General features: G+C 61.2%; 20 protein-coding genes and 1 riboswitch. Of the genes, 10 read left to right on the forward strand and 10 right to left on the reverse strand.

Annotated features, from left to right (window positions below; genetic code table 11):
* Window positions 1-94 precede the first annotated feature (94 nt).
* Window positions 95-262: riboswitch (FMN riboswitch) on the reverse strand.
* A gap of 182 nt (window positions 263-444) precedes the next feature.
* Entirely contained in the window at window positions 445-1,881 is a 1,437-nt protein-coding gene (phoH2, locus tag CFAEC_RS00305; RefSeq protein WP_290277747.1) for an RNA 5'-3' helicase PhoH2, read from the forward strand.
* A gap of 99 nt (window positions 1,882-1,980) precedes the next feature.
* On the opposite strand, the gene CFAEC_RS00310 is transcribed toward phoH2, so the two are convergent.
* Both CFAEC_RS00310 and CFAEC_RS00315 read right to left on the reverse strand, forming a co-directional pair.
* Entirely contained in the window at window positions 1,981-2,895 is a 915-nt protein-coding gene (locus tag CFAEC_RS00310) for a D-isomer specific 2-hydroxyacid dehydrogenase family protein (protein WP_290277749.1), read from the reverse strand.
* Between the two features lie 93 nt (window positions 2,896-2,988).
* Window positions 2,989-4,359 carry an HNH endonuclease signature motif containing protein gene (locus CFAEC_RS00315; RefSeq protein WP_290277751.1) on the reverse strand — a complete coding sequence of 457 codons (1,371 nt, stop codon included), beginning with the start codon at window positions 4,357-4,359 and terminating at the stop codon, window positions 2,989-2,991.
* 220 nt (window positions 4,360-4,579) lie between these two features.
* Here CFAEC_RS00315 and CFAEC_RS00320 point away from each other — a divergent pair, with 220 nt between their 5' ends.
* The 3 genes from CFAEC_RS00320 to bsaP all read left to right on the forward strand — a co-directional run bounded on the left by CFAEC_RS00320 (window position 4,580) and on the right by bsaP (window position 6,585).
* On the forward strand, window positions 4,580-5,005 hold the full coding sequence (locus CFAEC_RS00320; RefSeq protein WP_290277752.1) for a hypothetical protein: 426 nt from the start codon (window positions 4,580-4,582) through the stop codon (window positions 5,003-5,005).
* Between the two features lie 288 nt (window positions 5,006-5,293).
* Window positions 5,294-6,298 carry a biotin synthase BioB gene (bioB, locus tag CFAEC_RS00325; protein ID WP_290277753.1) on the forward strand — a complete coding sequence of 335 codons (1,005 nt, stop codon included), beginning with the start codon at window positions 5,294-5,296 and terminating at the stop codon, window positions 6,296-6,298.
* On the forward strand, window positions 6,298-6,585 hold the full coding sequence (bsaP, locus tag CFAEC_RS00330; protein WP_290277755.1) for a biotin synthase auxiliary protein BsaP: 288 nt from the start codon (window positions 6,298-6,300) through the stop codon (window positions 6,583-6,585). The genes bioB and bsaP overlap by 1 nt, the downstream gene beginning before the upstream one ends.
* A 256-nt stretch (window positions 6,586-6,841) precedes the next feature.
* Here bsaP and CFAEC_RS00340 read toward each other — a convergent pair whose 3' ends face one another.
* Window positions 6,842-7,495 (reverse strand): hypothetical protein, encoded by a 654-nt coding sequence (locus CFAEC_RS00340; protein ID WP_290277759.1) that lies wholly within the window; start codon window positions 7,493-7,495, stop codon window positions 6,842-6,844.
* Window positions 7,496-7,604: 109 nt separating this feature from the next.
* The gene (locus CFAEC_RS00345; RefSeq protein ID WP_290277761.1) at window positions 7,605-8,186 is read right to left on the reverse strand and encodes a hypothetical protein; all 582 of its coding nucleotides are present in this window, start codon (window positions 8,184-8,186) and stop codon (window positions 7,605-7,607) included.
* Between the two features lie 69 nt (window positions 8,187-8,255).
* Here CFAEC_RS00345 and CFAEC_RS00350 point away from each other — a divergent pair, with 69 nt between their 5' ends.
* Window positions 8,256-9,191, forward strand: coding sequence for a Sir2 family NAD-dependent protein deacetylase (locus CFAEC_RS00350; protein ID WP_290277763.1), 936 nt, complete (start codon window positions 8,256-8,258; stop codon window positions 9,189-9,191).
* Here CFAEC_RS00350 and CFAEC_RS00355 read toward each other — a convergent pair.
* The gene (locus CFAEC_RS00355) at window positions 9,188-10,195 is read right to left on the reverse strand and encodes an esterase/lipase family protein (RefSeq protein ID WP_290277766.1); all 1,008 of its coding nucleotides are present in this window, start codon (window positions 10,193-10,195) and stop codon (window positions 9,188-9,190) included. The two genes, CFAEC_RS00350 and CFAEC_RS00355, sit on opposite strands and share 4 nt — an antisense overlap.
* Before the next feature lie 18 nt (window positions 10,196-10,213).
* On the reverse strand, window positions 10,214-11,116 hold the full coding sequence (locus CFAEC_RS00360; protein ID WP_290277768.1) for an esterase/lipase family protein: 903 nt from the start codon (window positions 11,114-11,116) through the stop codon (window positions 10,214-10,216).
* 245 nt (window positions 11,117-11,361) lie between these two features.
* Here CFAEC_RS00360 and CFAEC_RS00365 point away from each other — a divergent pair, with 245 nt between their 5' ends.
* Entirely contained in the window at window positions 11,362-11,868 is a 507-nt protein-coding gene (locus CFAEC_RS00365) for a MarR family winged helix-turn-helix transcriptional regulator (RefSeq protein ID WP_290277770.1), read from the forward strand.
* 251 nt (window positions 11,869-12,119) lie between these two features.
* Here CFAEC_RS00365 and CFAEC_RS00370 read toward each other — a convergent pair whose 3' ends face one another.
* Both CFAEC_RS00370 and CFAEC_RS00375 read right to left on the reverse strand, forming a co-directional pair.
* A complete protein-coding gene (locus CFAEC_RS00370) occupies window positions 12,120-12,884 on the reverse strand; it encodes an alpha/beta fold hydrolase (RefSeq protein ID WP_290277772.1) in 765 nt (254 codons plus the stop codon).
* Between the two features lie 73 nt (window positions 12,885-12,957).
* Window positions 12,958-14,337 carry an MFS transporter gene (locus CFAEC_RS00375; RefSeq protein ID WP_290277774.1) on the reverse strand — a complete coding sequence of 460 codons (1,380 nt, stop codon included), beginning with the start codon at window positions 14,335-14,337 and terminating at the stop codon, window positions 12,958-12,960.
* Window positions 14,338-14,423: 86 nt separating this feature from the next.
* On the opposite strand from CFAEC_RS00375, the gene CFAEC_RS00380 reads away from it, so the two are divergent.
* Window positions 14,424-15,821 (forward strand): DUF2252 family protein, encoded by a 1,398-nt coding sequence (locus CFAEC_RS00380; RefSeq protein WP_290277776.1) that lies wholly within the window; start codon window positions 14,424-14,426, stop codon window positions 15,819-15,821.
* Between the two features lie 31 nt (window positions 15,822-15,852).
* The gene (gene amn, locus CFAEC_RS00385) at window positions 15,853-17,277 is read left to right on the forward strand and encodes an AMP nucleosidase (protein WP_290279763.1); all 1,425 of its coding nucleotides are present in this window, start codon (window positions 15,853-15,855) and stop codon (window positions 17,275-17,277) included.
* A 97-nt stretch (window positions 17,278-17,374) separates the two neighbouring features.
* On the opposite strand, the gene CFAEC_RS00390 is transcribed toward amn, so the two are convergent.
* Window positions 17,375-17,989 carry a PepSY domain-containing protein gene (locus CFAEC_RS00390; RefSeq protein ID WP_290277778.1) on the reverse strand — a complete coding sequence of 205 codons (615 nt, stop codon included), beginning with the start codon at window positions 17,987-17,989 and terminating at the stop codon, window positions 17,375-17,377.
* A 241-nt stretch (window positions 17,990-18,230) separates the two neighbouring features.
* On the opposite strand from CFAEC_RS00390, the gene CFAEC_RS00395 reads away from it, so the two are divergent.
* Together CFAEC_RS00395 and CFAEC_RS00400 are read left to right on the forward strand one after the other, a co-directional pair.
* Window positions 18,231-21,803, forward strand: coding sequence for a bifunctional proline dehydrogenase/L-glutamate gamma-semialdehyde dehydrogenase (locus CFAEC_RS00395; RefSeq protein WP_435384243.1), 3,573 nt, complete (start codon window positions 18,231-18,233; stop codon window positions 21,801-21,803).
* Window positions 21,804-21,833: 30 nt separating this feature from the next.
* The gene (locus tag CFAEC_RS00400; protein ID WP_290277780.1) at window positions 21,834-22,988 is read left to right on the forward strand and encodes a Fic family protein; all 1,155 of its coding nucleotides are present in this window, start codon (window positions 21,834-21,836) and stop codon (window positions 22,986-22,988) included.
* A 109-nt stretch (window positions 22,989-23,097) separates the two neighbouring features.
* Here CFAEC_RS00400 and CFAEC_RS00405 read toward each other — a convergent pair whose 3' ends face one another.
* Entirely contained in the window at window positions 23,098-23,571 is a 474-nt protein-coding gene (locus tag CFAEC_RS00405) for a MarR family winged helix-turn-helix transcriptional regulator (protein WP_290277782.1), read from the reverse strand.
* Between the last annotated feature and the right edge of the window lie 28 nt (window positions 23,572-23,599).

Here is a 23,599-nt window from a genome sequence, read left to right on the forward strand (position 1 = left end):
CCCCTTTAAAGGATGTGAGACATGGAATCCTCGGGGCTGTCATTCCGGGTTCACCAATACACCTGTGCCAAACACACCGATGCGTTGCCAAAACCGCGGTTCTCTTTCATCCGGACTATGACCGTCGGCTCCGGAATCACACCGGATCTGCTGACCCACCCCCTCCATAAGCGGAAGTAGTGGCGCTCGCGGGCTTGATCAGCCACATCTGGTGGATGGTCTTACCGCCGGTGGGGAGTTACACCCCGCCCTGAGAACAGATTCAGCTTAGCCGGATTCAGTGACAAATCAACTAAATTTCACAGGTTATCAGTGAGCACACTTAAACCGGCTCACCCTCACATGATGAATTTGGGGTGACAACCTGATGAAAGATTCCTGAGCCACCGGCCTTAATTCCTCTATGGAACTACCGTGGCCCATAAGCCACTTGAGGAGGACTTTGTGACCATTACCCATCCGGATTTCCTTGAAGATAAGCGCCTTCCTTCCATAAGCGAAGGAACTGGTCTGGAAGCGGAAGGGGGTGACACACAGGTATTTCCTCTCGCGCGTCGGAGACTGGCCATGGATCATGATTCCTCTATGGAAACCATCACGTATGTGCTGGATACGTCGGTGTTGCTCTCAGATCCGCTGTCGCTGACTAGGTTTGCGGAACATGATGTGGTTCTGCCGATTGTGGTGATCACTGAGTTGGAGGCCAAGCGCCATCACCCGGAGCTTGGCTTTTTTGCTCGTCAGGCGTTGCGGATGCTGGATGAACTTCGGGAGATCCATGGTGATCTGTCGAAACCCCTCCCCATAGGTGATCAGGGTGGGCACATTCAGGTGGAGCTCAACCATCAGAGCGTGGAGACCCTGCCGGTTGGTTTCCGGGTCGCGGGAAATGACACACGCATTCTTGCTGTGGCGAAGAATCTGCAGCTTGAGGGTCATCGGGTGGTGCTGGTTTCCAAGGATCTGCCGATGCGAATCAAAGCGTCGGCAAGCGGGGTGGCCGCGCAAGAGTACCGCGCGGCGCTGGCGCGCGACCGGGGGTACACGGGTATCACCACAGCTCATATCGCCGATGGGCAGCTGCAGGAGCTCTATGACACCCACGAAATCTCCATAGAGGAATTGGCGCATCTGCCGGTCAATCATGGCCTCACCCTGCGCTCGCCTATGGGTGGGTCGGCGCTGGGCAGGTTGACCCCGGATAGGACTATTGAACTTGTGCCCGGCGATCAGCAGGTGTTCGGGATTTCGGGACGCAGCGCGGAACAGCGGATCGCCATCGACCTGCTTCTCGACGACTCCGTCGGCATCGTCTCCATAGGCGGCGCGGCAGGTACCGGCAAGAGTGCCCTCGCCCTGTGTGCGGCTCTTGAAGCTGTTATGGAACGTCGCGTCCATAGAAAAATCATCGTTTTCCGCCCGATGTACGCGGTGGGCGGCCAAGAACTCGGTTACCTTCCTGGCGATCAGGACGAGAAAATGGGTCCGTGGGCGCAGGCGGTGTTTGACACCCTGGGCTCCATGGTGAGCCCGAACATCATTGATGAAGCCCTCTCCCGCGGCCTTCTTGAAGTCCTTCCGCTCACCCACATCCGCGGCCGTTCGCTTCACGACGCGTTCGTGATCGTCGATGAAGCACAATCCCTCGAACGAAACGTCCTCCTGACGATGCTGTCCCGCGTAGGCCAGAACTCACGAGTTGTTCTCACCCATGACGTGGCTCAACGCGACAACCTACGCGTCGGGCGGTACGACGGCATCGTCTCCGTCATCGAATCCCTCAAGAACCACGAGCTGTTTGCCCACATCACCCTGCAGCGCTCCGAACGATCCAAAATCGCTGAACTGGTTACGCGGGTCCTCGACTCACCGTCGCTATAAAATCTGGGGACATGAGCCTCCATAAGCAGAAAGTTCGCGATGCTGCCACAACCATCGTGGCGCTTATGGAGGGATGGCTGCGGCGGCAGCATTTCAGCTTTAGTAACCCTTCGCCACGTCGACCTCAGTGAGCATGCGCTCGCCGGCGATGAACCGCCGGTAGTTCTCGGCCACCACTGGTGCCAGGAGTTCATCCATAGAGGCGAGGGTGTTCGCCGTGTGTGGGGTGATGATCACATTGTCCCGCCCCCACAGGGGATGACCATCGGGTAGGGGTTCTGGATCGGTGACATCGAGTCCCGCCCCGCTTATGGAGGATGCGTTGAGTGCGCGGACGAGTGCATCGGTATCGACCACTTCACCACGGGCCACATTGATCAGGTGGGCTCCCGGTTTCATCGCATCAAATTCTGCGTCACTGAAGAGTCGGCGGGTGGCATCGGTTAGAGGCACGGTGACAACTACATGATCGGAGGTGCGAAGGGCGGAGTGTAATTCGCTTATGGAGAGGGTGGCGTCGAAAAGCTCATGCGGCTCCCCGGATCGGGTGACAGCCAGGGAACGCGCACCGAAAGGACGCAGCATCGTTGCGAGCTCGCGGCCGATTCCTCCGCCGCCGATGATGGCGACGGTGGTGCCATCGAGCCAGGAGGTGCTGGCATCGAGGTGGGCGCGGGGTGACCAGCTGTCGGCACGGACCATGGTGGGATGCTTATGGAGCAGCCCGAGGAGCAGCGCGATGGCTGCTTCGGCCACCTGCCGTCCATAGACGCCGGAGGCGTTGGACCAGCGACGGTCCGGGGTGATGTGGCCGTCGGCGAAGTAGTCGTTTATGCCGGCGCTGGGCAGCTGCACCCATCGGATGTGGGGTGGCAATGCGGGGAAGTCGGTTCCGGGTGTCTGAGTGAAGACGAACCCCTCCGCTTCGCCTATGGACGAGACGAGGGTGGCGCCGGCGGCACGGAGCGCGGCGACTGTGTGGGGGTAATCGCCGAATCCAACGAAAATGCGCATGGGGGGATTCTCCTCTATGGACAGGGTGGCTGCCGGGTGTCGGTTTCTAATCCCCTGACGTTGAGCCCACCATAGAGGAATCCGCTTATGGAGTTATTGACGACGTATCTTCGCCCCCGCGGATCGGTTTTGCGCTGTGGTGTTGTTGAGCTCGATCTGGGGATCGGGGTTGTAGAAGTTCCGGGGTGGTCGATAACCGTAGCGGCCGGTGTCGGGATCGAGTTCGGATCGACCGCGGGTCGGGCTGTCTATGGGGGAGTCGTTGTTGGGCCTGTGGTGGGTGCGGCAGTAGATGTGCATGTTCTCAATGTCGGTGTGCCCGCCCTGTGCCCATGGGATGACGTGGTGAACTTCGCAGTTGATGGCGGACTGATCGCAACGGTGGTGGATGCAGACCCCTTCGGCAGCCATGAGTGCGATGCGTTGTTCGATGTTGGCGGTGCGTTGGGTGCGGCCGAGGTGCAGTGGCCGGCCGGAGTCGGGGTCGTGGACGATGAGGAAATCGAATTTCGCGGCGCCCAGCGCAAGGATGTCCATAGGCGTGAGTTCGCAGTGGGTGTTGGTGGGGAACCGGCTGGTGGGGGTCATTTCCTCGATATCCTTTATGGACATGCTGATCGCGATCGTGCCGACACCCCCGTTGCGCTCCGTCTGCACCTCGTTGTGGCGCAGCAGAAGCTGGTGAAACGCATCGACGCGCCGCTGTTGCAGCCCGCGGGTGTCATCCTCCGGCTCCACCGAGCTGGCATAACCCGGGTTGCGTGCGGGCGCCAGCGTCGCCTCCAACAACGCTGACGTGGCGGCGGGCAGGTAGGCACGGACGAAGCAGCCACCATCGGCGTCGGGTTTACCGATCACGATGTGCCGCTTCCGCGCGCCCGCATGCGGGTCCCGGTCTATGGAAGCGGCATTGAGTTGTGCGACTTCGGCGCGCACCCAGGTGCGCAGGTCTTCAACAGAGCGTGTCGACGCCTCCTTCACCGCCCGGACCCTCAGCTCCATAAGCGAATCCTGCTTATGGAGCTTTTTGAGTTCGCGTTCGATTAGGGTCTGCTTCTCGGCGCTTATGGAGTTCTCGAAAAGAAGCTGCCGTCCATAGGCGCGATCGATGTCGGCGCGGGGGTTATCTGGGTCGTCGAGTTCGCCGAAGTCGCGCTTGCCGCGGCGTAGGCGGTTGAGGGCTTCGTTGGTGGAGATGTCGAGATGCTGTGCCAGAAAGGTTGTAGGTCGCGTGGAACCGACCAGGTTGCCCGCGCGGCTTTCCTGGATCAGGTGGGCGAGGGCGGCGTCGAAAAGCGTTTTCTGGTTGAAGGCCTTCTCGAGTGTGATGGCGGCGTCGAGGTGGGCCTGGATGAGGGGGCCGCCATCCGGCGGTGCGGGGTGGTGTGCGGCGTCGGCGAGCAGTTGGGCCAATTCGCTTATGGAGCGACTGATGATGGCGGACAGTTCGTCTATGGAGGACATGGCTGACATGGAAGCAGGCGGGACCGATTAGCAGAAGTGGAGGGCCGTGCGGTCTGTGGATAACTTTCGCATTTCACAGGTTGAGGGCTCTGTGGGAAAGTCACGGGAACCGGAAGGGGGTCGAAGGAAGTCTAACGGTGTTGTGTTCTGCCTTTTTCTGTCATGGGGTGTTTTCGGTACGATGGTTGGCAAGTCAACAAAATCCTTTATGGAGGGAAATATGATTATTTCTAGCGCGATCCTTCGTGGTGTATCCGGTGCATATCTGCTTCAGTCTGGTTATGGAAAGCTGGGCATGCCGGTTGAGGCAGCCGAGGGCATGCAGGGTTTTGCAGCTTCTGGTGTGCCAGCGATGGGCAAGTTGGATCCGGATACCTTCGGAAAGGTCGTCGCCTACTCTGAGCTGGGTATCGGTGCGGCTCTGGTGACCCCGGTCGTGCCGAATCGTCTGGCAGGTCTGGGGCTGGCTGCGTTTTCGGCGGGTCTGCTGTCGATTTATTTCCGCAACCCTGCCATGACGCAGGAGGATGGTATCCGTCCGTCTGAGGATGGTCTGTCGCTGTCGAAGGATCTCTTCCTGGCGGGTATGGCTGGCGCGCTGGTGTTTGGCCCGACCAAGAAGCGCAAGAAGTCCAAGAAGAAATAAGTCTTCCCCTGGGAGAAGAGCTTGGCTGGTCGCCCGGGCGGGTCACGGCACGTCGCGGCACGTTGCGTCGCGGCACGTTGCGTCGCGATCTGCCAGTAAACCGCTCCTCCCGCCGGCTGCGCTGGCGGTAATTCCCTTTCGGCCGTGCCGGTGGCAATCCCGCCAGCGGTGCCGGCTAGCCCCGTGCGTGTTTATATCCACCCCGGTCACCTGCGAACAACAGGTGGGCGGGGTGGTTTTTCCATACGCGATTGAACAGCGTTCAATTGCGGGTTATTGTCAATTCTTATGTCTGACAAAACTTCCATTCTCGCCACCGCCCGCCAACAGGTTCTCGATGAGGGAATCGGCCTCAATCAGGACCAGCTCGTCGAGGTCCTCAATTTGCCCGATGCCGACATCCCCACGCTTATGGAGCTTGCCCACCAGGTGCGCCTGAAATGGTGCGGTGAGGAGATCGAGGTCGAGGGAATCATCTCACTCAAGACGGGCGGATGCCCTGAGGATTGTCATTTTTGTTCCCAGTCGGGGTTGTTCGAGTCGCCGGTGCGGTCAGTGTGGCTGGATATCGAACAGCTGGTGGAGGCGGCGAAGCAGACTGCGAAATCGGGTGCTACGGAATTCTGCATTGTGGCTGCGGTGAAGGGTCCTGATGAGAAGCTCATGGCACAGCTTGAGGAGGCTGTTGCGGCGATCCAGCGTGAGGTGGATATCGAGGTGGCGGCATCGATCGGTTCCCTGACCGCGGAGCAGGTCACCCGCCTCGCGAAGGCTGGCGTGCATCGCTACAACCACAACCTCGAGACGGCCCGGTCATTCTTCCCCGAGGTGGTCACCACGCACACCTGGGAGGAGCGTCGTGAGACTCTGCGCCTGGTGGCGGAGGCAGGCATGGAGGTTTGTTCCGGTGGCATCCTCGGCATGGGGGAGACCCTCGAGCAGCGTGCCGAGTTTGCCGTCCAGCTCGCCGAACTCAACCCCACGGAGGTCCCCGTCAACTTCCTCGATCCCCGCCCCGGCACCCCGTTTGCCGACCGCCCGCTTATGGAGAGCGAGGACGCCCTGCGTGCGATTGGTGCATTCCGCCTCGCCATGCCGCACACGATGATCCGCTTCGCCGGCGGTCGCGAGCTGACTCTGGGAGAAAAGGGCTCTGAGCAGGGCCTTCTGGGGGGAATCAATGCGATCATCGTGGGTAACTACCTGACCACGTTGGGTCGTCCGATGGAGGATGACCTGGACATGATGGGCCGTCTGCAGTTGCCCCTCAAGGTGCTGAACAAGGTCATTTGATGCCCAACGCCGCGAATAAACTAGCCCGCCAATCAACCCACCTGCCCACCAGCGATGCTCTTCTCACTGCGATCCTGCTCGGCGATAAACCCGTTTATCACCCTAATACCGGGCTCCCGGCAGGGGAGAACCAGCACCTCTCACCGTCCGCCCGTGCCGGGTTGGAGGCCCCGCGATACTGCCAGATCTGTGGCCGCCGGATGAAGGTGCAGGTCCGCCCCGACGGCTGGGATGCGGAGTGCTCCCGCCATGGCCAGGTGGATTCCTCGCTTATGGAACGTCGCTGATGGGATGTCGACACTATGACGGACCCCTCGACGTGGTCCGCAACCGCTGCGCCACGTGCGGCGACTACTGGGAATGCCATCTCTGCCACGCGGAGGCCACCGATCATCCCTTCGGCCCCATGCTTATCGACGCCCCCCACTCCACCCAGTGCGGTTCCTGCGGGGGCTTGATGCCCTATGGGCATGGGGAGTGCCCGCACTGCGGTCAGCCCTTCAATCCTGGCTGTTCACTGCATGCCCACATTTATTACGTGCTTTAGACGATGATCGTGAACTGCCTGAGGAAATTCGACATCATGGCATCAGCGTCGGCAACCTCAATCTGGCCCTGACCGAGAACCTCAATCGTTCTCATCGGGGTGGCAGGGTTGTCGCGGATGGGGCCCAGGATCGACTCCGCATCGGTGACCGGTGCGTCGGCGGTGCCACCAGAACCGCGGGCCGGCGCGGCAGAACCACCATTTTCTGCAGAGCCCGACGCAGAACCGCCACCACCACCCCCTGAAGCTCCGGCGCCGTTTGAACCGGTCGGGCTATCCGGGTCGGAGGTGGTGGCGGAGCCCCCGGCCTCGCCGGCACCAGCCGGAGTGCCGCTGCCAGCATTGCCGCCAGCACTGCCTCCCGTGGTGCCCTTCAGTCCACACTGCTCCGCGGCGGCGTCCACACGCCCCAAAGCCGCAAGAATCTCATTTCCACGTGGGTCCATGGCAGCGATTGCCTGCGCCTGTGCCACCTTCGCCTGATAGTCAGCATCACTGGTCCAGTGATTGGCGGCCTGGTCGCAGGAGATACCCCCGGATGGCAGCATGTTCAGCATCTGACCGACCGCGGCATGACCTGTCGGCGCAGAGGCGAGCGCCACCGCAACCACGGCAGCGGGCAGAAGGGTGATCCTGGTTTTTTTCAGCATGAAAAGAGTATGCCACCTGTTGTTGCGGTTTTGACGATCAAGCGCCGGTGCCACATGCTTACCGACGCCCACCCCTTCGTCCATAAGCGGATTCGCTTATGGAAGGTGGTTATACCCGGATGCCGAACTGTGCCAGGAACTGCGCCACGATCTGGTACAGATCAGGCAGGGAGATGATTCCGAAACCAGGGATCTCAATGTTGAAGAACGGGACTCCGGGAGCCACGAGGGAAATCGCCGGGGTGGCTGCGGCAGGCGCTGGAGCCGGGGCGTTGTTACCGCCACCGGTGTTGTTGTTCCCGCCAGTGTTTCCGCCACCGGTGTTGTTATTTCCACCAGCATTGTTATTTCCACCAGCATTGTTGTTTCCGCCGGTATTGTTGGCTCCACCGCCCTTGAGGCCACAGCGGTTGGCGGCCTCATCGACACGTGCGAGGGCTGCGCGGATCTGCGGGCCACGGTTATCGAAAAGCGCGAGTGCGTTGGCCTGGGCGACCTTGTTGTTGTAGTCGGCCTCGTCGGTCCAGTAGCGCTCGGCCTGGGAGCAGGAGATCTGGCCGGAGGGCAGGGCGTTGAGGACATCGTCGATGGGATCAGCGGAAGCGATGGCGGGCGAGGCCACGGAGAAAGCTCCGATGGCTGCCACAGTGATGGCAATGCGGCGCGCGCGGGCTGTGTTGAGGAAAGTCATATCCATTGAGGATACAGATGAGAGAGAAGTAAACAAGTGGGATGAAAGTGAATTCTTCGTGTGAATATCATGAATGACATGTTTGATGCCCAGGCCACCCAGGCCCACCGTTCCGCATTACGTTCCATAGGGCGGGTTGTGGAGGAGACCACCCCGCCTATGGAAGAAAGGGAGGCGCTTGAGGGCGTCGTCAGGCTTATGGAACGCCGGTCGGTGATCGCGGTGACGGGTGCTGGGGTCTCAACCGACTCGGGCATTCCGGATTACCGCGGGCCGGCGGGGAGTTTGAGTAGGCACCGTCCGATGACCTATCAGGAGTTCCGGCATGATCCGGCGGCATCGCACCGGTACTGGGCGCGGTCGTTTGTGGGATGGCGGGTGATGGGGGAGGCGAAGCCGAACCGCACGCACTTTGCGATGGTGGAGTTGGAACGTGCCGGGCTGCTGACGGGGGTGATCACGCAGAATGTGGATGGGCTCCATAAGCAGGCGGGATCGGGGGAGGTGGTGGCACTACATGGGGATCTGGCCAGCGTGGTGTGCTTGAGCTGTGGCAATCTAGAGGACCGCATCCTGCTTGACGAACGCCTGGAGGCCCTCAATCCCGGGTATATCGCCTCGATACGTCTTGATCCCGGGGCGGTGAATCCGGATGGTGATGTCAGTCTGGATCAGGAACACGTGGCCAGGTTCGTCATGGCGGGGTGCCTGCGGTGTGGGTCGGTGATGTTGAAGCCGGATGTGGTGTATTTCGGGGAGCCGGTGCCGTCGGAGCGTAAAGCCCGGGTGTCGTCGATGCTCGACGGGGCGGATGCGGTCGTGGTGGCGGGGTCATCGTTGGCGGTGATGAGTGGGTACCGGATTGTCATCGATGCGCAACGTGCCGGGAAGCCGGTGGCGGTGATTAACGGTGGGCCGGGCCGGGCGGATCACCGCGTGGATATCCTGTGGCGCACCCGCGTGGCCCCGGCTTTTGATCAGATTCTGGATGGGTTGGAGCTTTAAGACTCTGCTGCATGTGCTACCAGTCGGGCGAGTGCGGCGCGGACGAGGGCGCGGACGCGGTGATCGAAAGGCATCGCCGGGTGGAGCACCACGGCATCGGTGTCCAGGTTCTCCACCCAGATATTGTGGACCCGATCTGCATCCTCTGGAGTGTTTGGTGTGAGGAAACAGGTTTCGGGGGGTTGGATGACGGTGTCGAAATGCGTGGCGATATTCGTATAACCCACCCCTGGGTCCAGATCCCCGCCCTCGTTGATCTTTTTAATGGTGTCATGGCCTGTGATCAGTTCCAGTCCAGCGGCACCGAACCACGTGTGCACCACGGAGTTGGCCACCGCCTCGCCACGGTTGGAGCGCAGCAGCGGACTGACCACCCCGCCCACCGTTGTGCCGTGGTGGGGGCAGGCCAGACTCACCAGGTGTTTCACTTTCGGATACCCACCCAGGAGCCGCATCCAGTACCTCGCCACCACTCCACCCTGGGAATGCCCCACGATCACCGCCTGCGAGGCACCGGTGGCACCCAGCACTGCCTCGATGTATGCGCCCACCTGTTCCGCGGAGTCCCGCACCGGCCCCGTGGCCCGCATCCCGAAATCAGGGGCGAACACCGCCCACCCATCACGGCGCAGATCAGTGCCCAGTTCCTGCCAGTCACCCTTGGTGGTGCCGGTACCGTGCACCAGGATCACCGGCCAGGGGCGCTCGGCCGTAGGCCGGGTGCGCCAGTCGTCCTCAAACACACCACGGTGCTTCGCGCGGGCGAGGATGGGAAGTGAGGCGGTGGCGTCGTCGACAAGCGCTTCATGTCGGCGGGGATCCTCCGCATAGTTGGTGATGATCTCCTGAACCACCTCATCGGTCAGTTCAGTGGCGGCAGGCGCCTGATCACCGGTGGGCAGATTGCGCCAGACTGCCTTGAGCGCGGTGGTGAGCTCGCGGCGGAGATCAGCGACCGGATCCGGCCTCTGGAAGCGGGGTTGTTTGTCGGACTCAGCAGACATATACCCAATCTAACGGTCTCACCCCAGCCGGGCCACGCGGTTGAGCTCCCCGAGGACGATCTCCATAACCCGCGGGTCGCGCACCATATCCTGATGACGGATCACCGCCCGCGGATAGGAATCCTCCACCCAGATATTGTTCACACGATCGGGATCATCATCCTCAGTGACCTCCAGGAACGCCACCTCGGGCGGTTGGATGAACGGATCGAAATGCGTGGCCACGCAGGTGTAGGTGACCCCCGGATCCAGGTCGGTGCCATCCGCGAGGAACTTGATGATGTCGGTGTCGCGGAGCTGCTCGAAACCCGTGGGGCCGAACATGCTGGTCATCACCTGCTCCATAAGCCCCGCGCCGCGCCGAACCTTGGTCAGAGGGTGCAGAATACCGCCCATGAGCGTGCCGTGATTGGGCACCGACAGTGAAATCATGTGCCGTACCTTCATATACCCGCCGTAGGTACGCATCCAGAACCGGGCAACCACACCACCCTGCGAATGCCCCACCAGCACCACCTGTGCCGCGCCGGTGACCAGCAACACCGCATCAATATAAGCACCGATCTGTACCGCCGACTCCGCGATCGGCTCAGTGGCGCGGGTCCCGAAATCAGGGGCGAACACCGCCCACCCATGATGACGCAGCTCCTTGCCCATGTCCTCCCACGACCCCTTGCTGGCTCCCGACCCGTGGATCAACACGATCGGCCACGGCCGCGCACCCGTGGGCCTTGCCCGCCAATCATCCTGGAACATCCCCCGCGGCTTCAACCTGGCAGTCAGGGGCAATGTGATATTTGTGGCATGGTCGTAGATCTCCTGAGTGATCTCCTCCGCGATGGCTTCCCGCGGATTCCGCCGGATCTTCGCCATCCCGCGATCCACAGTGCGCCGGAACATGCCTGGTTCTTGCTGTGACATGGGCTCACACTATCCCCCGCAGGCGGGTTGCGCTCGGTGAGTTGGGGGAGCCTCCGCCTCACGGCAAGGGTAACGCCCTAACCAATAAGCAGGAATCCCGGACTGGATCCCGGTGAGGCATGCGCCATCCGCTTATGGAACACCCATCGGTCAGCCTGGGTGGAGTAATCTGGATACCACCACTGCGAACCGACCTGCGGCGCCTGCTGAAGGACACCGGGATGGGATTTTAGGGATGTGAGCTGTTGACGGACCCGAACAGAACCGTGGATTTTGAGCACTTCATGGATCAGGCCAAAACCAGGCTGGAGGCGGAATTCCCGGATGAGGATCTGCGACCCAATGATCTGGTGATCGCCTTGAATCGGGCGGCAGGTATTGCCATGCGTTCCGCTGAGGGGCAGGTGCACCGACCGAAGGGCTTGAGTTGGAACGCCTTCAAGATGCTGTTCATCCTGTGGGTCAGGGGGGATATGGAACAACATCGTGTGTCGTATCTGGGGGGAATGAGCAGGGCGACCACATCGGCAGTGGTGAAAGTGCTGGTCAGGCTTGGTTATCTGGTTCAGACGCAGTCGGAGGTAGACAAGCGTACGAATGTTCTCGCCCTGACTGAGGCGGGCAGTGACATCGCCCAGGAGATCTTCCTGGAGCAGAATGAACTGCTCCTGAGCTGGTCTGACCGTCTGACACACACGGAACAGGACATGTTGAAGATGCTGCTGGGGAAGCTGATGCGGGGTCGGGACTGAGGGGTCGGGACTGAGGGGCCCAAGGGGCTGGAGGGGTTGAACCCTGTTTGTGATGCTCCGGTAGGCGCCTGGGGGCGATTCTGGGGGCTTCGCTTTTTGGCACTTACTCTGCGGATTTCACGGTTCAGAAACCCAGATGTTCAGATCATGTCACGCTCGAACCAGGGTTCCGCGGTGTGATGTCTTTTGCACAAGGCGCCTCCTCAATGCTGTAACCAACTGCTAACCCACCGCTGTCCGGCCGTCTGCACTCAAGAGTTCATGAGGAAATCCATCACTGTCGATGCGAGGCTCAGTGGGTGTTCAACAATGGCGTAGTGGCCGGTGTCGGGGAGGAGTTCGACCTGCATGGAGGGATAAATCCTTCCATAGGTGGCGTGGAGTCCGTCGACAGTCACTGCGGGATCATGTTCACCGGTGAGCAGCAGGATGGGCAGGTCCTGGGTGCCCAGCTCATCGGCGAAATCACAGTCGGCCCAAGTGTGGAAGTATCCTGCGATGGCTTCCGGGGTGGAGTGGGCCATGGAATCGGCGGCGGCGTGATCCAGCCAGGAGTCCGGAAGATGTCCGCCGGTGGTGAAGTCAATGATGGCACGGCGTGAGCTCTCGCTTATGGAAGCGGATTCGAACAGGGCTCTTGTCTGGTCGTCGAGAAGCGTGCCTGAAGCCGCAACCGGTGAGATCCCCACCAGCGCCGAGGGCGCGGTGGGGGAGTCGAGGAGGGCGCGCTGCATATGGACGGCACCCATGGAATGTCCCAGCAAGGAGAGTTTCTCGGGGGCCAACCCGTGGATATAGTCCGTGATGTCGCGTGAGGCTTCCATAAGCGAGAAGTCGCCGGGTTCATCACGACGGGTGCCGTAGCCGCGGTATTCGGGGAAGTGCCAGGTGAAGTTATCCGGGTCCAGAAAGTCGGCGAACGGACCCCAGTCATCCGCCCGGCCGAACCAGCCGTGGAGGCAGATGACATGATGCGGGCCGGTGCCGCGGACGATGGTGGGGGAGATAATGGCCATGGGGAACTCCTGAGAAAGGGAAATGAGCTCTATATGACCTATGGCACTTATTAGCATCTATGATATGCAGGTGTCAGCCTCGTTGTACAGCCCCCGTGGGCAGATAACCCGTTCTGATCTGAACCGTCCGGATCACCGCTGACCCCACCGCGAGCGCGGCCACAAGCAGCAGTGGGAGTGTGGCGCCCATGGTGGGGAGGAGTGCATCCAACAGCACTGGCAGACCGAAGCCCAGGTAGGTGAATACGTAATAGATGCCGATCGCCGTGCCGCGACGGCCTGTGGGGGTGTAGGTTTCGATGCCGAGCAGACCCTCGCGGAGACTGATTCCATAAGCGGCACCGAGGAACAGGGAGGCCACTACGAACACCCACACCGGAACCACTTCGCCGCCGTAGGCTGCCAGACCGAAACCTGTAGCCGCCAGCAACGCGCCGATGATTCCGGAGACCCGGCTCCACTGGAATCGTCGTCCCAAAGACTGTGCCACGAGGCCCGCGCTGAACGTGATCACCGAGGCCAAACCAGGCAGCAACACGTCTTCACTGAAATGCGAGGACGCCCGTGCCGTGAGGATCACCAGGGAGGTGGTCACACAACTGAAAACCCACAGCGCCATGGGTAGTGAGACCGCCAGTGCCTTGGCCATGCGACGCTCAGGTCGCCGGGCGCCCCCATAAGCCGGGTGAGCATCACCCGCGCCACCCGCGCCACCCGCGCCACCCGGGCCAGCCGGGCCAGCCGGGCCAGCCGGGCCAGCCGGGCCAGCCGGGCCAGCCGGGCCAGCCGGGCCAGTCGGGCCACCCGCGCCAGCCCTGGCCACCGGTGCCCGCTCCCGCGCATCCCCGACCACAACCGAGTACACCACCGCGAGCAGGGAGAATACGCTGGACACCGCGAAGGGGATCGTGGCCACCAGGTTTTCCGGAAGGGCCCAGGCGAGGAGGCCCGAGGCAATCGGGCCGATCGCAAAGCCGAGGGTGAGGATGATGCCCGCCAGGGTCACCCCGCTGGCGCCACGTAACCGGCCAGCCCAGGCGGTTCCCGCGCTCACCGCCAGACCCACTCCGAGACCCACGATGAATCTGCCCACCAGCAACCCGGCACCCTCGTGCCAGAACAGCAGACTCAGATTTCCCAGTGCAGCACCCACCGCACCGGCCAGCACCACCGGTCTGGCTCCCACGCGATCTGCCAACACGCCACCACCGAGCAGGCCGGGCAGCAGTCCGAGGGCGTAGATACCGAACGCACCGTTGAGCAGCAGGCTGGAGATCCCGAACTGCTCACGCAACACCACGATCATGGAGACAAAATGGTTGGCGGCCCAGCCGGCGCTGAGGAGCAGGAGGATGATGCCGATGAACACGCGCGCCACGGCACGCTGAGATCGGTCTCGAGATCGGCCCTGAGATCCGTCCTCAGATCGACTTTCAGATTGGCGGTCAGTCATGGTCACTCAGCTTATGGAACGCGACGTGATTTGGGGGCGGATCAAGCCCGCCGACACTCAGACCGATCCGTGAATAGGCTCAAATCATGGATACCAAGAATCTGCTCGCAGAGGTGGCCAAGTTCGGTTTGCCGGCACCGGATCACCGCGCTGTTCCAAGGTATGTCACCCACCGGGAGGGATTCACCGAGTTGGCGGAGGCTCTGGCTGGTGGGTCCGTCATCATTCCGCCTCAGTTGCTCAGCGGTCGTGATCGTCGGCGTCATATCAGAAACACCATCATCGAGGATCACATCGTGCGCATGCAGTTGGTTCCTGATGCGGTGCGCAGCAAGCTTGATGATCTGGCGTCTGATCCTTTCCTCTTCTTCCGCGGCACGGCGCTGTTGTTCTACCGCGACCTGGTGGGTAGTGATTTCCATCTGCCGGGCGCGCCGGTGGTCGGTGATGTGCACCCGGAGAATTTCGGGATCCTCCCCGGTGCCAACGGCGAACCCATCTTCAGTGTCAATGATCTTGATGAGGCCTGGATGGCGTCCTTCACCTGGGATGTGGAACGCGGCGCGGTGGGTTTCGGGTTGGCGGCGCAGCAGGCGGGTGCCAAGAAGAAGAAAACGGCCAAGATCGTCCGCGCGTTCATAGAGGGTTACTTTTCTTCCATAAGCGAGTGCGTGGACAACCCGGAGCTGGCTGAGCGTCACGTCACCGCGGAGGATGCCCCGAAGGCGATCCGCCCGTTTTTCCGCAAGGCGCAGCGCGATCGTGCTGCTTACCTGGATAAACGCATCGATTCTGAGGCGTTGACCTTCCGCGGTGACCAGCGCACGCACCGCCATCCCGAACTCATCGAGGCGCTCCTGCCTTCGCTCGAGGCCTACGCCGATGCCAAGAAGCGCTCTTTCAGAGCGCTTGATCTGGCCATCCGGCGGGGCTCGGGTACCGCGTCGCGTGGCCTGGCACGTTTCTGGGTGCTGGTGGAAGAGCTTATCGACGACCAACCCCACCACCTCATTCTCGAGATGAAGATGTCCCGTCCCTCATCCCTGGAAGGATTGGTCCCTGATCCGGAAGGGGAGTGGATACCGGATTCACCGGCGCAGCGGATCGCCTTGGCGTTCAATGCCTTCGTGAAGGACGGTGACCCGTACTACGGGTTCACGGAGATCGCCGGGATCAGTTTCCTGGTCCGGGAACGGGGTCCGCAGAAGGTGAATATCAGCGTCGGGGTGATGGATGATGATGACCTGAAGGACTATGCCGCGTTGTGTGGCCGGGTGCTCGGGCGCCAGCACGTGAGGGCTGACGGGGCGATGAGGGCGTCGACAAGCAGCGGTGAACCGCTGGCGGAGCGCATCATGCGCGCCGCCGCCAGCGACGTTTTCCGCGCCGACACCGAGGAATTCGCCCTGGATTACCTGGCACGGCTCAACCGGGATTTTGAACTTTTCCGGGAGGATCTGGGTCGCGGTGCGTTCGGCGTGTGACGTGGATAGTCTGGGGCCTATGAATCCCTCTATGGAAGCAATGGCCGATATTGACGAGGCCATCCGGACACTGAATGAGATCTACACCCACTCCACCGAACTGGCGAAGCAGACGCTGGAGAACGGGGACTACGCCGCATACGCCGACGTGGTGTACCCGAAACTCGTGGTGGAGGTACTGCAGTGGAAACCCATCGACCGCACCGAACCCTTCGGATACGTCGATCAACCCGGGCGCTTCTCCGCCGTGTTGTCCAAGCCGCACATCATGGAACGCTACCTGCGGGAGCAACTCGAACGACTGACCGGTAACTATCCGTGCCGCATCGAGGTGGGCCCCTCAGATATCCGCATCCCGCCGGAATATATCCGTGATGCCCCCTCTGCCACCGAGGCCCGTCGCGCCGGGGACGTCGCCGATATCATTCCGCGCCCCACGCTCGATGAGGTCCACGATGCGATCATCGACGGCGAGTGGGAGGCCTTCCACAGTGAGGAACACCCCCTGTTCCACTTCGGCCCCCAGCGTTTCGACATCGCCTGCGCCCGCATCGAGCACTACACCGGCATCGCGGTAGATCATGTTCAGAAATACATCCTGTTCACCAACTACGCCATGCACACCACCGAGTTCGTCAGCTTCGGCCTGGGGGAGCTGCTGAAGGAGGAATCCCGCTACACCACCCTCACCCTGCCCAGTGGACAGGAAATCACCCGCGAGAACGTCGCCGAGGTGAATGAACTCGGTGGCATCACCACCATCGACCTGGCCAGTCGCTTCCAGATGCCCCGCTTTGACCTGGTGACCGCCGACGGTGATGGTCTCACCATCATCAACATCGGAGTGGGTCCCTCGAATGCGAAGACCATCACCGACTGCCTGGCAGTACTGCGCCCCGAGGCCTGGGTGATGATCGGCCACTGCGCCGGCCTGGATGCCCGCATGCGTATCGGCGACCTCATCCTCGGCAACGCCTACCAGCGCGAAGATCACATCCTGGACCGCCGCATCCCCCTGGGCAACCCCATCCCGGCCATCCCCGAGATCCAGAAGGCCCTCGAAGCCAGCGTGGATGAAATCTACGGCGATGACAACAACCTCATGCGCACCGGCACGGTCCTGTCCACCGACGACCGCAACTGGGAATGGCACACCCCCCGCAAACTATGGGAATGGTTCAACGGTTCCACCGCCGTGGCCGTGGATATGGAATCCTCCACCCTCGCCACCAACGGTTACCGCTACCGCATCCCTTATGGAACGTTGCTGTCTGTCTCTGATCTGCCCCTCCACGCGGTACCGAAACTACCCGCCCAGGCCCAGGCCTTCTACTCCAACTCGAAGGAGGCCCACGTGATGTGTGCGGTGCGTGCCATGGAATACCTCGCCGTGGATCCGCAGCGCCTACGCACCCGCAAACTGCGTCGCACGCTGGGGGAAGTGCCGTTTAGGTAGACGAAACCCCACCGCGTTCCATAAGCGGGAGGAACGGACAAACGCACCCCACGTCCATAAGCACATGGACGTGGGGTGCGTGCGTGGGGTTTAAGCGTTAGTTCGCCTGGATGGTGACTTCGGCGAGATCGTTGCGCTCGACATCGTCGAGGTCGATCTCCCACTGGAGTCGTCCATCGTCCTCCTCGAGGGATGCTTCATCCAGAACACCATCAGGGTGGGCCTCAAGTGCCTGGGTGATGGCATCGACGACGGTGACGGTGGCGGCGCCAGCTTCGCGGATGTCCTCGTCCTCATCGTTGTCGCGGTCATCTTCACGGATGTCACCGGCAACGGTGTCCACGATGAGCTCGAGCACGTCCTGGCCGACCACAACGTCCATCTCGTAGACGACGGTGTCATCTTCACGGTCAATGTCCAGGATCACACCATCCGGATGCTGGGCCATCACGAGATCGATCGCATCGAAGACGGGATCGCGGTCAGAGGTGGCATCCTCATCGGACACTGCGGTCTGGGTTTCGGTCTCCATTCCGTCATCATCGCCATCCTCAGCGGTGGTGGTTTCCTCAGCGGTGGTGGCTGATGCATCATCACTGGTGACCACGGTGGTTTCGGTGGCGGCGGTGTCACTGGAATCATCACCACAGGCGGCGAGGCTCAGGGACAGGCCGGTGACAGCGGTCAGGGCGAGCAGTTTACGTGAAAACATGTTTTTCTCCTTCTCGTTGGAAACCAGCATAGGGATTAGATATTAAAAAATCCTTAAAACCCTTCACTGATTCCTCTGTCGGATTCCGGGGGTGACAGCATGACCGGAATACATAATCATCGCTATGTTGGGGGCCACACTAGTCGAAACTAATGGATCCAGCTCACAGAGGGTGCCCCTGTGCCCGTCTGAATGTATACGGCCCCTCTGCCTGAGCCCACGTGAGAAGGAGCGCCGCACCGTGACTGCAACCGCCGATAACGCCAACACAGGCAGCACAGCCAGCACTGCCAGCACACTGCCCATCGAACTGTCCGTGGTCACCGACCAGGCCGTGAAGAAAGTCCGTGACTGGCTGGAATACAGCAAACAGGAGAGCGTGCCCAATCCTGCGGCGGAACGGTTGGCTGCGGTGTTGCAGGACCCCAATGGTCTGGAATTCACGGTGGGTTTTGTGGACCGTGTGGTGCGCACCGAGGATCTCGATGCCGCGGCCCGTGCCCTCAATGAACTGGGTGCCATCGCGCCGTCCACCATGTCCTTCCTGGACCGCGCCCAGATCCAGGCGGGTTCCCTCATCGGACGGGCATTGCCGAAGGTGGTGGTTCCTGCCGCGCGGGCACGGATCCGTCAGATGGTGGGCCACATGATCGTGGATGCCCGCGACAAACCCTTCGGCCGGGCTGTCGCAGAACTGCAGGGAGACGGCAATCGCCTGAATATCAACCTGCTCGGTGAGGCGGTTCTGGGTGAGAAGGAGGCACTGAAACACCTGGAGGATGCCCAGCGTCTGCTGCGTCGCATGGACGTGGATTATGTGTCCATCAAGGTCTCCTCGGTGGCGTCGCAGATTTCCATGTGGGGTTTCGAGGAGACGGTGGATGCCGTCGTCAAGCGTCTTACACCTTTATATATAGAGGCCGCGGCATCAGCTGGGGCGCCGTGTGGGCGCAAGTTCATCAACCTGGACATGGAGGAGTACCGCGACCTGCGTCTCACCATGGAGGTATTTAAGCGACTCATGGCGCTGCCGGAGGTGAAGAACCTGGAATCCGGCATCGTGTTGCAGGCCTACCTGCCCGATGCACTGGCTTCCATACAAGAACTGGCTGAGTTCGGGGCGCAACGCGTCCGGGAGGGCGGCGCCCCGCTCAAGGTTAGACTGGTCAAGGGCGCCAATCTGCCTATGGAACAGGTGCGCGCGGAGATCGCCGGTTGGCCGCTGGCCACCATGCCCTCCAAGCAGGCCACGGATTCCAACTACAAGCGGGTGCTGTGGTGGGCCCTCCATAAGCAGAATATGGAGGGGCTGCGCCTGGGGGTGGCGGGCCACAACCTCTTCGATCTCGCCTTCGCCCATCTGTTGTCGGTGGAACGTGGGGTGACTGACAAGGTGGAGTTTGAGATGCTCCAGGGCATGGCCTCTGATCAGGCGAGGGCGGCCAGTAAGGATGTGGGGCAGCTTCTGCTCTATGTTCCGGCGGTGCGGCCGCAGGAATTCGACGCCGCCATCACCTACCTGGTGCGCAGGCTTGAGGAGAACGCCGCGAGCGAGAACTTCATGTCCGCCATCTTTGATCTGGAACCGGATAATCCCCAGTTCAAGCGGGAGGAGGGTAGGTTCCGCGCTTCCATAGAGGAGCTGGTTGGACTCATCGAGGCCGAGGTGCCGGGGCCCAATGACACCCAGGACCGTGGTGCGCAGGAAGCCGATTCCCTCGAGGCCGCCGGCGATTATGCCCGTGAGCTGGAAGCTGCCCGCCCGCGGCATGCCCTGCCACTTTTTGACAATGAACCCGATACCAATCCCGCACTCCCCGCCAACCAGGCCTGGGCGCGTGAGGCGATTGAGCACAGCCAACAGGACGGATGGCTGGACGCGCAGACCGCACCCTTGTCAGTGGAGGAAACCGACATCGATGCACTGGTGGAAGGCACCCGGGCCGCAGCATCTGAGTGGGCTACCCTCCCGCCTATGGAACGCGCGCGCATCCTGTACCGCACCGCGGACATCCTCGAGGCCCGCCGCGGGCACCTGGTATCCATCGCGGCCGCCGAGGTGGGCAAGGTGGTCGGGCAGACAGATCCGGAGATCTCCGAGGCCGTCGACTTCGCCCGCTACTACGCCCACCGTGCCCTGGAGCTGGATCAGGTGGATAACGCTGAATTCACCCCGGACCGGGTGGTGGTGGTCACCCCACCATGGAATTTCCCCATCGCCATCCCAGCTGGTTCCACTTTCGCGGCACTGGCAGCGGGTGCGGGTGTGATCCATAAGCCGTCCAAACCCAGCCAGCACTGTTCAGCAGCGGTGGTGGAGGCCCTGTGGGAGGCGGGTGTGCCGCGCCGGGTGCTGCATTGTGTGTACCCGGCCAACCGTGATGCGGGCCGTCAGCTGGTCAGCCATCCCAAGGTGGATCGGGTGATCCTCACCGGTTCTTCCGAGACCGCCGCGATGTTCTCCTCCTGGCGCCCTGAGCTGCAGATCAATGCGGAAACCTCCGGTAAGAACGCGATGGTGGTCATGCCGTCTGCGGACCGTGATCTGGCGGTCTCAGAACTGGTGCATAGCGCCTTCGGGCACGCGGGGCAGAAATGTTCGGCGGCTTCCCTGGGCATCCTGGTGGGCACGATGTATGACTCGGAACGGTTCCGGAAGCAGCTCATTGATGCCGCATCCTCGCTGGTGGTGGACTGGCCGGGCAATATGGCCGCCACTGTTGGTCCGCTCACCGAACTGCCCAGTGACAAGCTCGGCCATGCCCTCACGGCGCTGGAACCGGGGGAGCGCTGGCTTATGGAACCTGAGCAGCTCGATGACACCGGCCGCCTATGGAGGCCCGGTATCAAGGAGGGTGTGCAACCGGGGTCCTTCTTCCACCTCACCGAGGTATTCGGCCCTGTGCTGGGGCTGATGAAGGCGGAGAATCTTGAGGAGGCCCTTGAATTACAAAACGCCACGGAATTCGGCCTCACCGGTGGGTTGCAGAGCCTGGATGTGGATGAGGTGCGTACCTGGTTGGATCAGGTCCAGGTGGGTAATGCCTATGTCAATCGCGGTATCACGGGTGCGATCGTGGAGCGTCAGTCCTTCGGCGGGTGGAAGAAATCCTCAGTCGGTCTGGGTTCCAAGGCGGGTGGCCCGAATTATGTGATGCTGATGGGTAAGTGGAGTGATCGTCCGGATAAGGAGGCGCCGACGAAGTCGAGTCCGTTGATCAACAAGTGGTCCGCCACGTTGTCACCGGATCACATCACCTGGTTGGAGCAGGCGCATGCCAGCGATGAGATGGCGTGGACCACCGAGTTCGGTGTGGCACGCGACCCCTCGGGCCTGGAGGCGGAAGCGAATATCTTCCGCTACCGCCCGGCATCGGTGGTGTTGCGCGTCGCCGATGATGCCACCGCGCAGGAGGTGGCGCGCCTGGTGCTCGCGGCCCGGCGCACGGGCGCTGAGCTGCGCGTACTGGTGAGCCCCGGGGCGGACGCCGGGGTACGGGAGGTGCTGGGGGCGGCGTCGATAAGCGTGGAGACGGTCGATGATTCTGTGTTCATCACCAACCTCCTGCGTGGCGATTATGATGACGGCGCTGGTGCGCGCGTGCGCGTGGCCGGTGGTGTCACCGGGTTCCAGCGCGAGCGGCTGGCGGTGCGGCCCGAGGTGGCGCTTATCGACGCCCCCGTCACCTCCTCCGGACGTGTCGAGCTGCGTAACTGGTTGAAGGAGCAGGCGCTGTCGATCACGCTGCACCGGTTCGGCAACCGTTCCGCGGCGTTCCATAAGCTGGCGGGAGAGCTGAAGGGGAGCCGGTGAGCTGGGTCGATGTGATAATCCAATGGTGATATGTCGATTTTGGCTGGGAAAATCGACATGTTTCCGGGATATGTTTATGCTTTCAGTATGAAGGAAACAGGCGCGGGGTTCGATCCGGAGATTCCCTACAATGAGCTCCCCTCACTTCCGCCTGCCACTGATCTTGAAACGGTGCGGGTGCTGAAGGCTGTCATTGCTGCGCGTGAACAGTTGGCAACTCTCAATACCGCCTGTCGCCTGATGCCCAATCCCGGCATTATCACTTCGACGATTCCGCTCCGTGAAGCACAAGCGTCATCTGAAATCGAAAATATCGTCACCACCAACGATGAACTTTTCCGGGCTGCGTGGAGAGTTGATGTGGCACCTTCACCGGAAACCAAGGAAGCGCTTCGCTACAATGGCGCGCTTCATGCTGCAGTTGCCTCGTTGGATGACCGGCCGATTTCAGAGCAGATGGCCATTCAGATTTGTAGTGCTCTGCAGGATTCGTCTGCACAAATTCGATCTATCCCAGGCACATTCATTGGTAACCCTGCCACTGGAAATCGCATCTACACCCCGCCTGAGGGGAAGGATGTCATCCTTGCGCACCTTTCGGCATGGGAGAGGTTTATCTATTCTGATCATGGCCTGGATCCACTGGTGCTGATGGCGGTTACGCATTATCAATTTGAAGCTATCCACCCGTTTTATGACGGTAATGGTAGAACGGGCCGTATCCTCAACATTTTGATGCTGATCCAGAGTGGTGTGCTGAAACTGCCGGTGCTGTATCTCTCGGGTTATATTGTTTCAACCAAATCGGTGTATTACAGGTTGTTGCGCGAAGTCACCAGTGACGGTAATTGGGAAGATTGGATCGTCTACATGATCAATGGTGTTGAAGCGGCAGCTAAGGATGCAATTCAACTCATTGATGATCTCCGTGAACTACAGGATGTGTTGGAATCGGAAATCCGCGAGGTTGGTGGGATCGCTCCGGTCCGGGAGCTCGCAGAGCTGTTGTTAGTTAATCCCTATGTTCGAATCCAGAATCTCATTGATTCTGGTTTGGTTAAACGGCAGACTGCGGCCGTATGGCTGGGCAAGCTTGCAGGTGCGGGAGTGCTTTCCGAGGTTCGCGTTGGGCGCGAAAAGATATTCATCAACGTAAAAGCGCTGGATGTGCTCTCTCACAGGTAAAAAATCTCATTAAAATGAGCGCAATCAATGATGATATGTCGATTGTGGTCCGAAAAATCGACATGTTTCCGGGATGTGTCGATTGCTTAAACATATCCCGGGTTCTACTTTAGGAACTCGGACTGCGTGGCGGGTCGAGGCGGCTCAGGACCTTGCCCAACAGACGACCGAATTCACGGTTCTCCGCAGGCGTGAGCGCATCGAAGACCAGCTTGCGGGTGGCTTCGACATGCCCGGGGGCCGCCTGCTGGATGAAGGCGAGCCCCTCGTCGGTGAGATGGCAGATATTGGTGCGTTTGTCCTCCGGGTCAGGTGCGCGGTACACCCAGCCGCGTTGCTCCAGACGGGTGACGGTGTGGGAGAGGCGGGAGGCGCTCATGTCGGAGAGTCGGGCCAGTTCGGTCATGCTGAGGCGGCGCTCGGGGGCCATGGATACCTGGGAAAGCACGAAATAGTCCGGCAGGTTGATCTGCGCTGAGGCCTTGAGCTGTTCGTCCAGGCGTGCGGGCAGCCACGAGGTGACTGACCACAACGATAGCCAGGTCTCGTGTTCTTCCGGGTTGAGCCAGCGTGGTGAGGTCATGATGGGGGAGTCTAGCCGATCACGAGTC

Origin of the sequence: Corynebacterium faecale (assembly GCF_030408735.1) — a bacterium.
GTDB lineage: Bacteria > Actinomycetota > Actinomycetes > Mycobacteriales > Mycobacteriaceae > Corynebacterium > Corynebacterium faecale.

What these genes read in the sequence shown, in the direction of transcription:
- CFAEC_RS00310 (WP_290277749.1), bottom strand. Translation starts at nt 2,895, where the DNA reads ATGCGCATTTTCGTTGGATTCGGCGATTACCCCCACACAGTCGCCGCG.
- CFAEC_RS00315 (WP_290277751.1), bottom strand. Translation starts at nt 4,359, where the DNA reads ATGTCCTCCATAGACGAACTGTCCGCCATCATCAGTCGCTCCATAAGC.
- CFAEC_RS00320 (WP_290277752.1), top strand. Translation starts at nt 4,580, where the DNA reads ATGATTATTTCTAGCGCGATCCTTCGTGGTGTATCCGGTGCATATCTG.
- bioB (WP_290277753.1), top strand. Translation starts at nt 5,294, where the DNA reads ATGTCTGACAAAACTTCCATTCTCGCCACCGCCCGCCAACAGGTTCTC.
- bsaP (WP_290277755.1), top strand. Translation starts at nt 6,298, where the DNA reads ATGCCCAACGCCGCGAATAAACTAGCCCGCCAATCAACCCACCTGCCC.
- CFAEC_RS00340 (WP_290277759.1), bottom strand. Translation starts at nt 7,495, where the DNA reads ATGCTGAAAAAAACCAGGATCACCCTTCTGCCCGCTGCCGTGGTTGCG.
- CFAEC_RS00345 (WP_290277761.1), bottom strand. Translation starts at nt 8,186, where the DNA reads ATGACTTTCCTCAACACAGCCCGCGCGCGCCGCATTGCCATCACTGTG.
- CFAEC_RS00350 (WP_290277763.1), top strand. Translation starts at nt 8,256, where the DNA reads ATGAATGACATGTTTGATGCCCAGGCCACCCAGGCCCACCGTTCCGCA.
- CFAEC_RS00355 (WP_290277766.1), bottom strand. Translation starts at nt 10,195, where the DNA reads ATGTCTGCTGAGTCCGACAAACAACCCCGCTTCCAGAGGCCGGATCCG.
- CFAEC_RS00360 (WP_290277768.1), bottom strand. Translation starts at nt 11,116, where the DNA reads ATGTCACAGCAAGAACCAGGCATGTTCCGGCGCACTGTGGATCGCGGG.
- CFAEC_RS00370 (WP_290277772.1), bottom strand. Translation starts at nt 12,884, where the DNA reads ATGGCCATTATCTCCCCCACCATCGTCCGCGGCACCGGCCCGCATCAT.
- CFAEC_RS00375 (WP_290277774.1), bottom strand. Translation starts at nt 14,337, where the DNA reads ATGACTGACCGCCAATCTGAAAGTCGATCTGAGGACGGATCTCAGGGC.
- CFAEC_RS00380 (WP_290277776.1), top strand. Translation starts at nt 14,424, where the DNA reads ATGGATACCAAGAATCTGCTCGCAGAGGTGGCCAAGTTCGGTTTGCCG.
- amn (WP_290279763.1), top strand. Translation starts at nt 15,853, where the DNA reads ATGGAAGCAATGGCCGATATTGACGAGGCCATCCGGACACTGAATGAG.
- CFAEC_RS00390 (WP_290277778.1), bottom strand. Translation starts at nt 17,989, where the DNA reads ATGTTTTCACGTAAACTGCTCGCCCTGACCGCTGTCACCGGCCTGTCC.
- CFAEC_RS00400 (WP_290277780.1), top strand. Translation starts at nt 21,834, where the DNA reads ATGTCGATTTTGGCTGGGAAAATCGACATGTTTCCGGGATATGTTTAT.
- CFAEC_RS00405 (WP_290277782.1), bottom strand. Translation starts at nt 23,571, where the DNA reads ATGACCTCACCACGCTGGCTCAACCCGGAAGAACACGAGACCTGGCTA.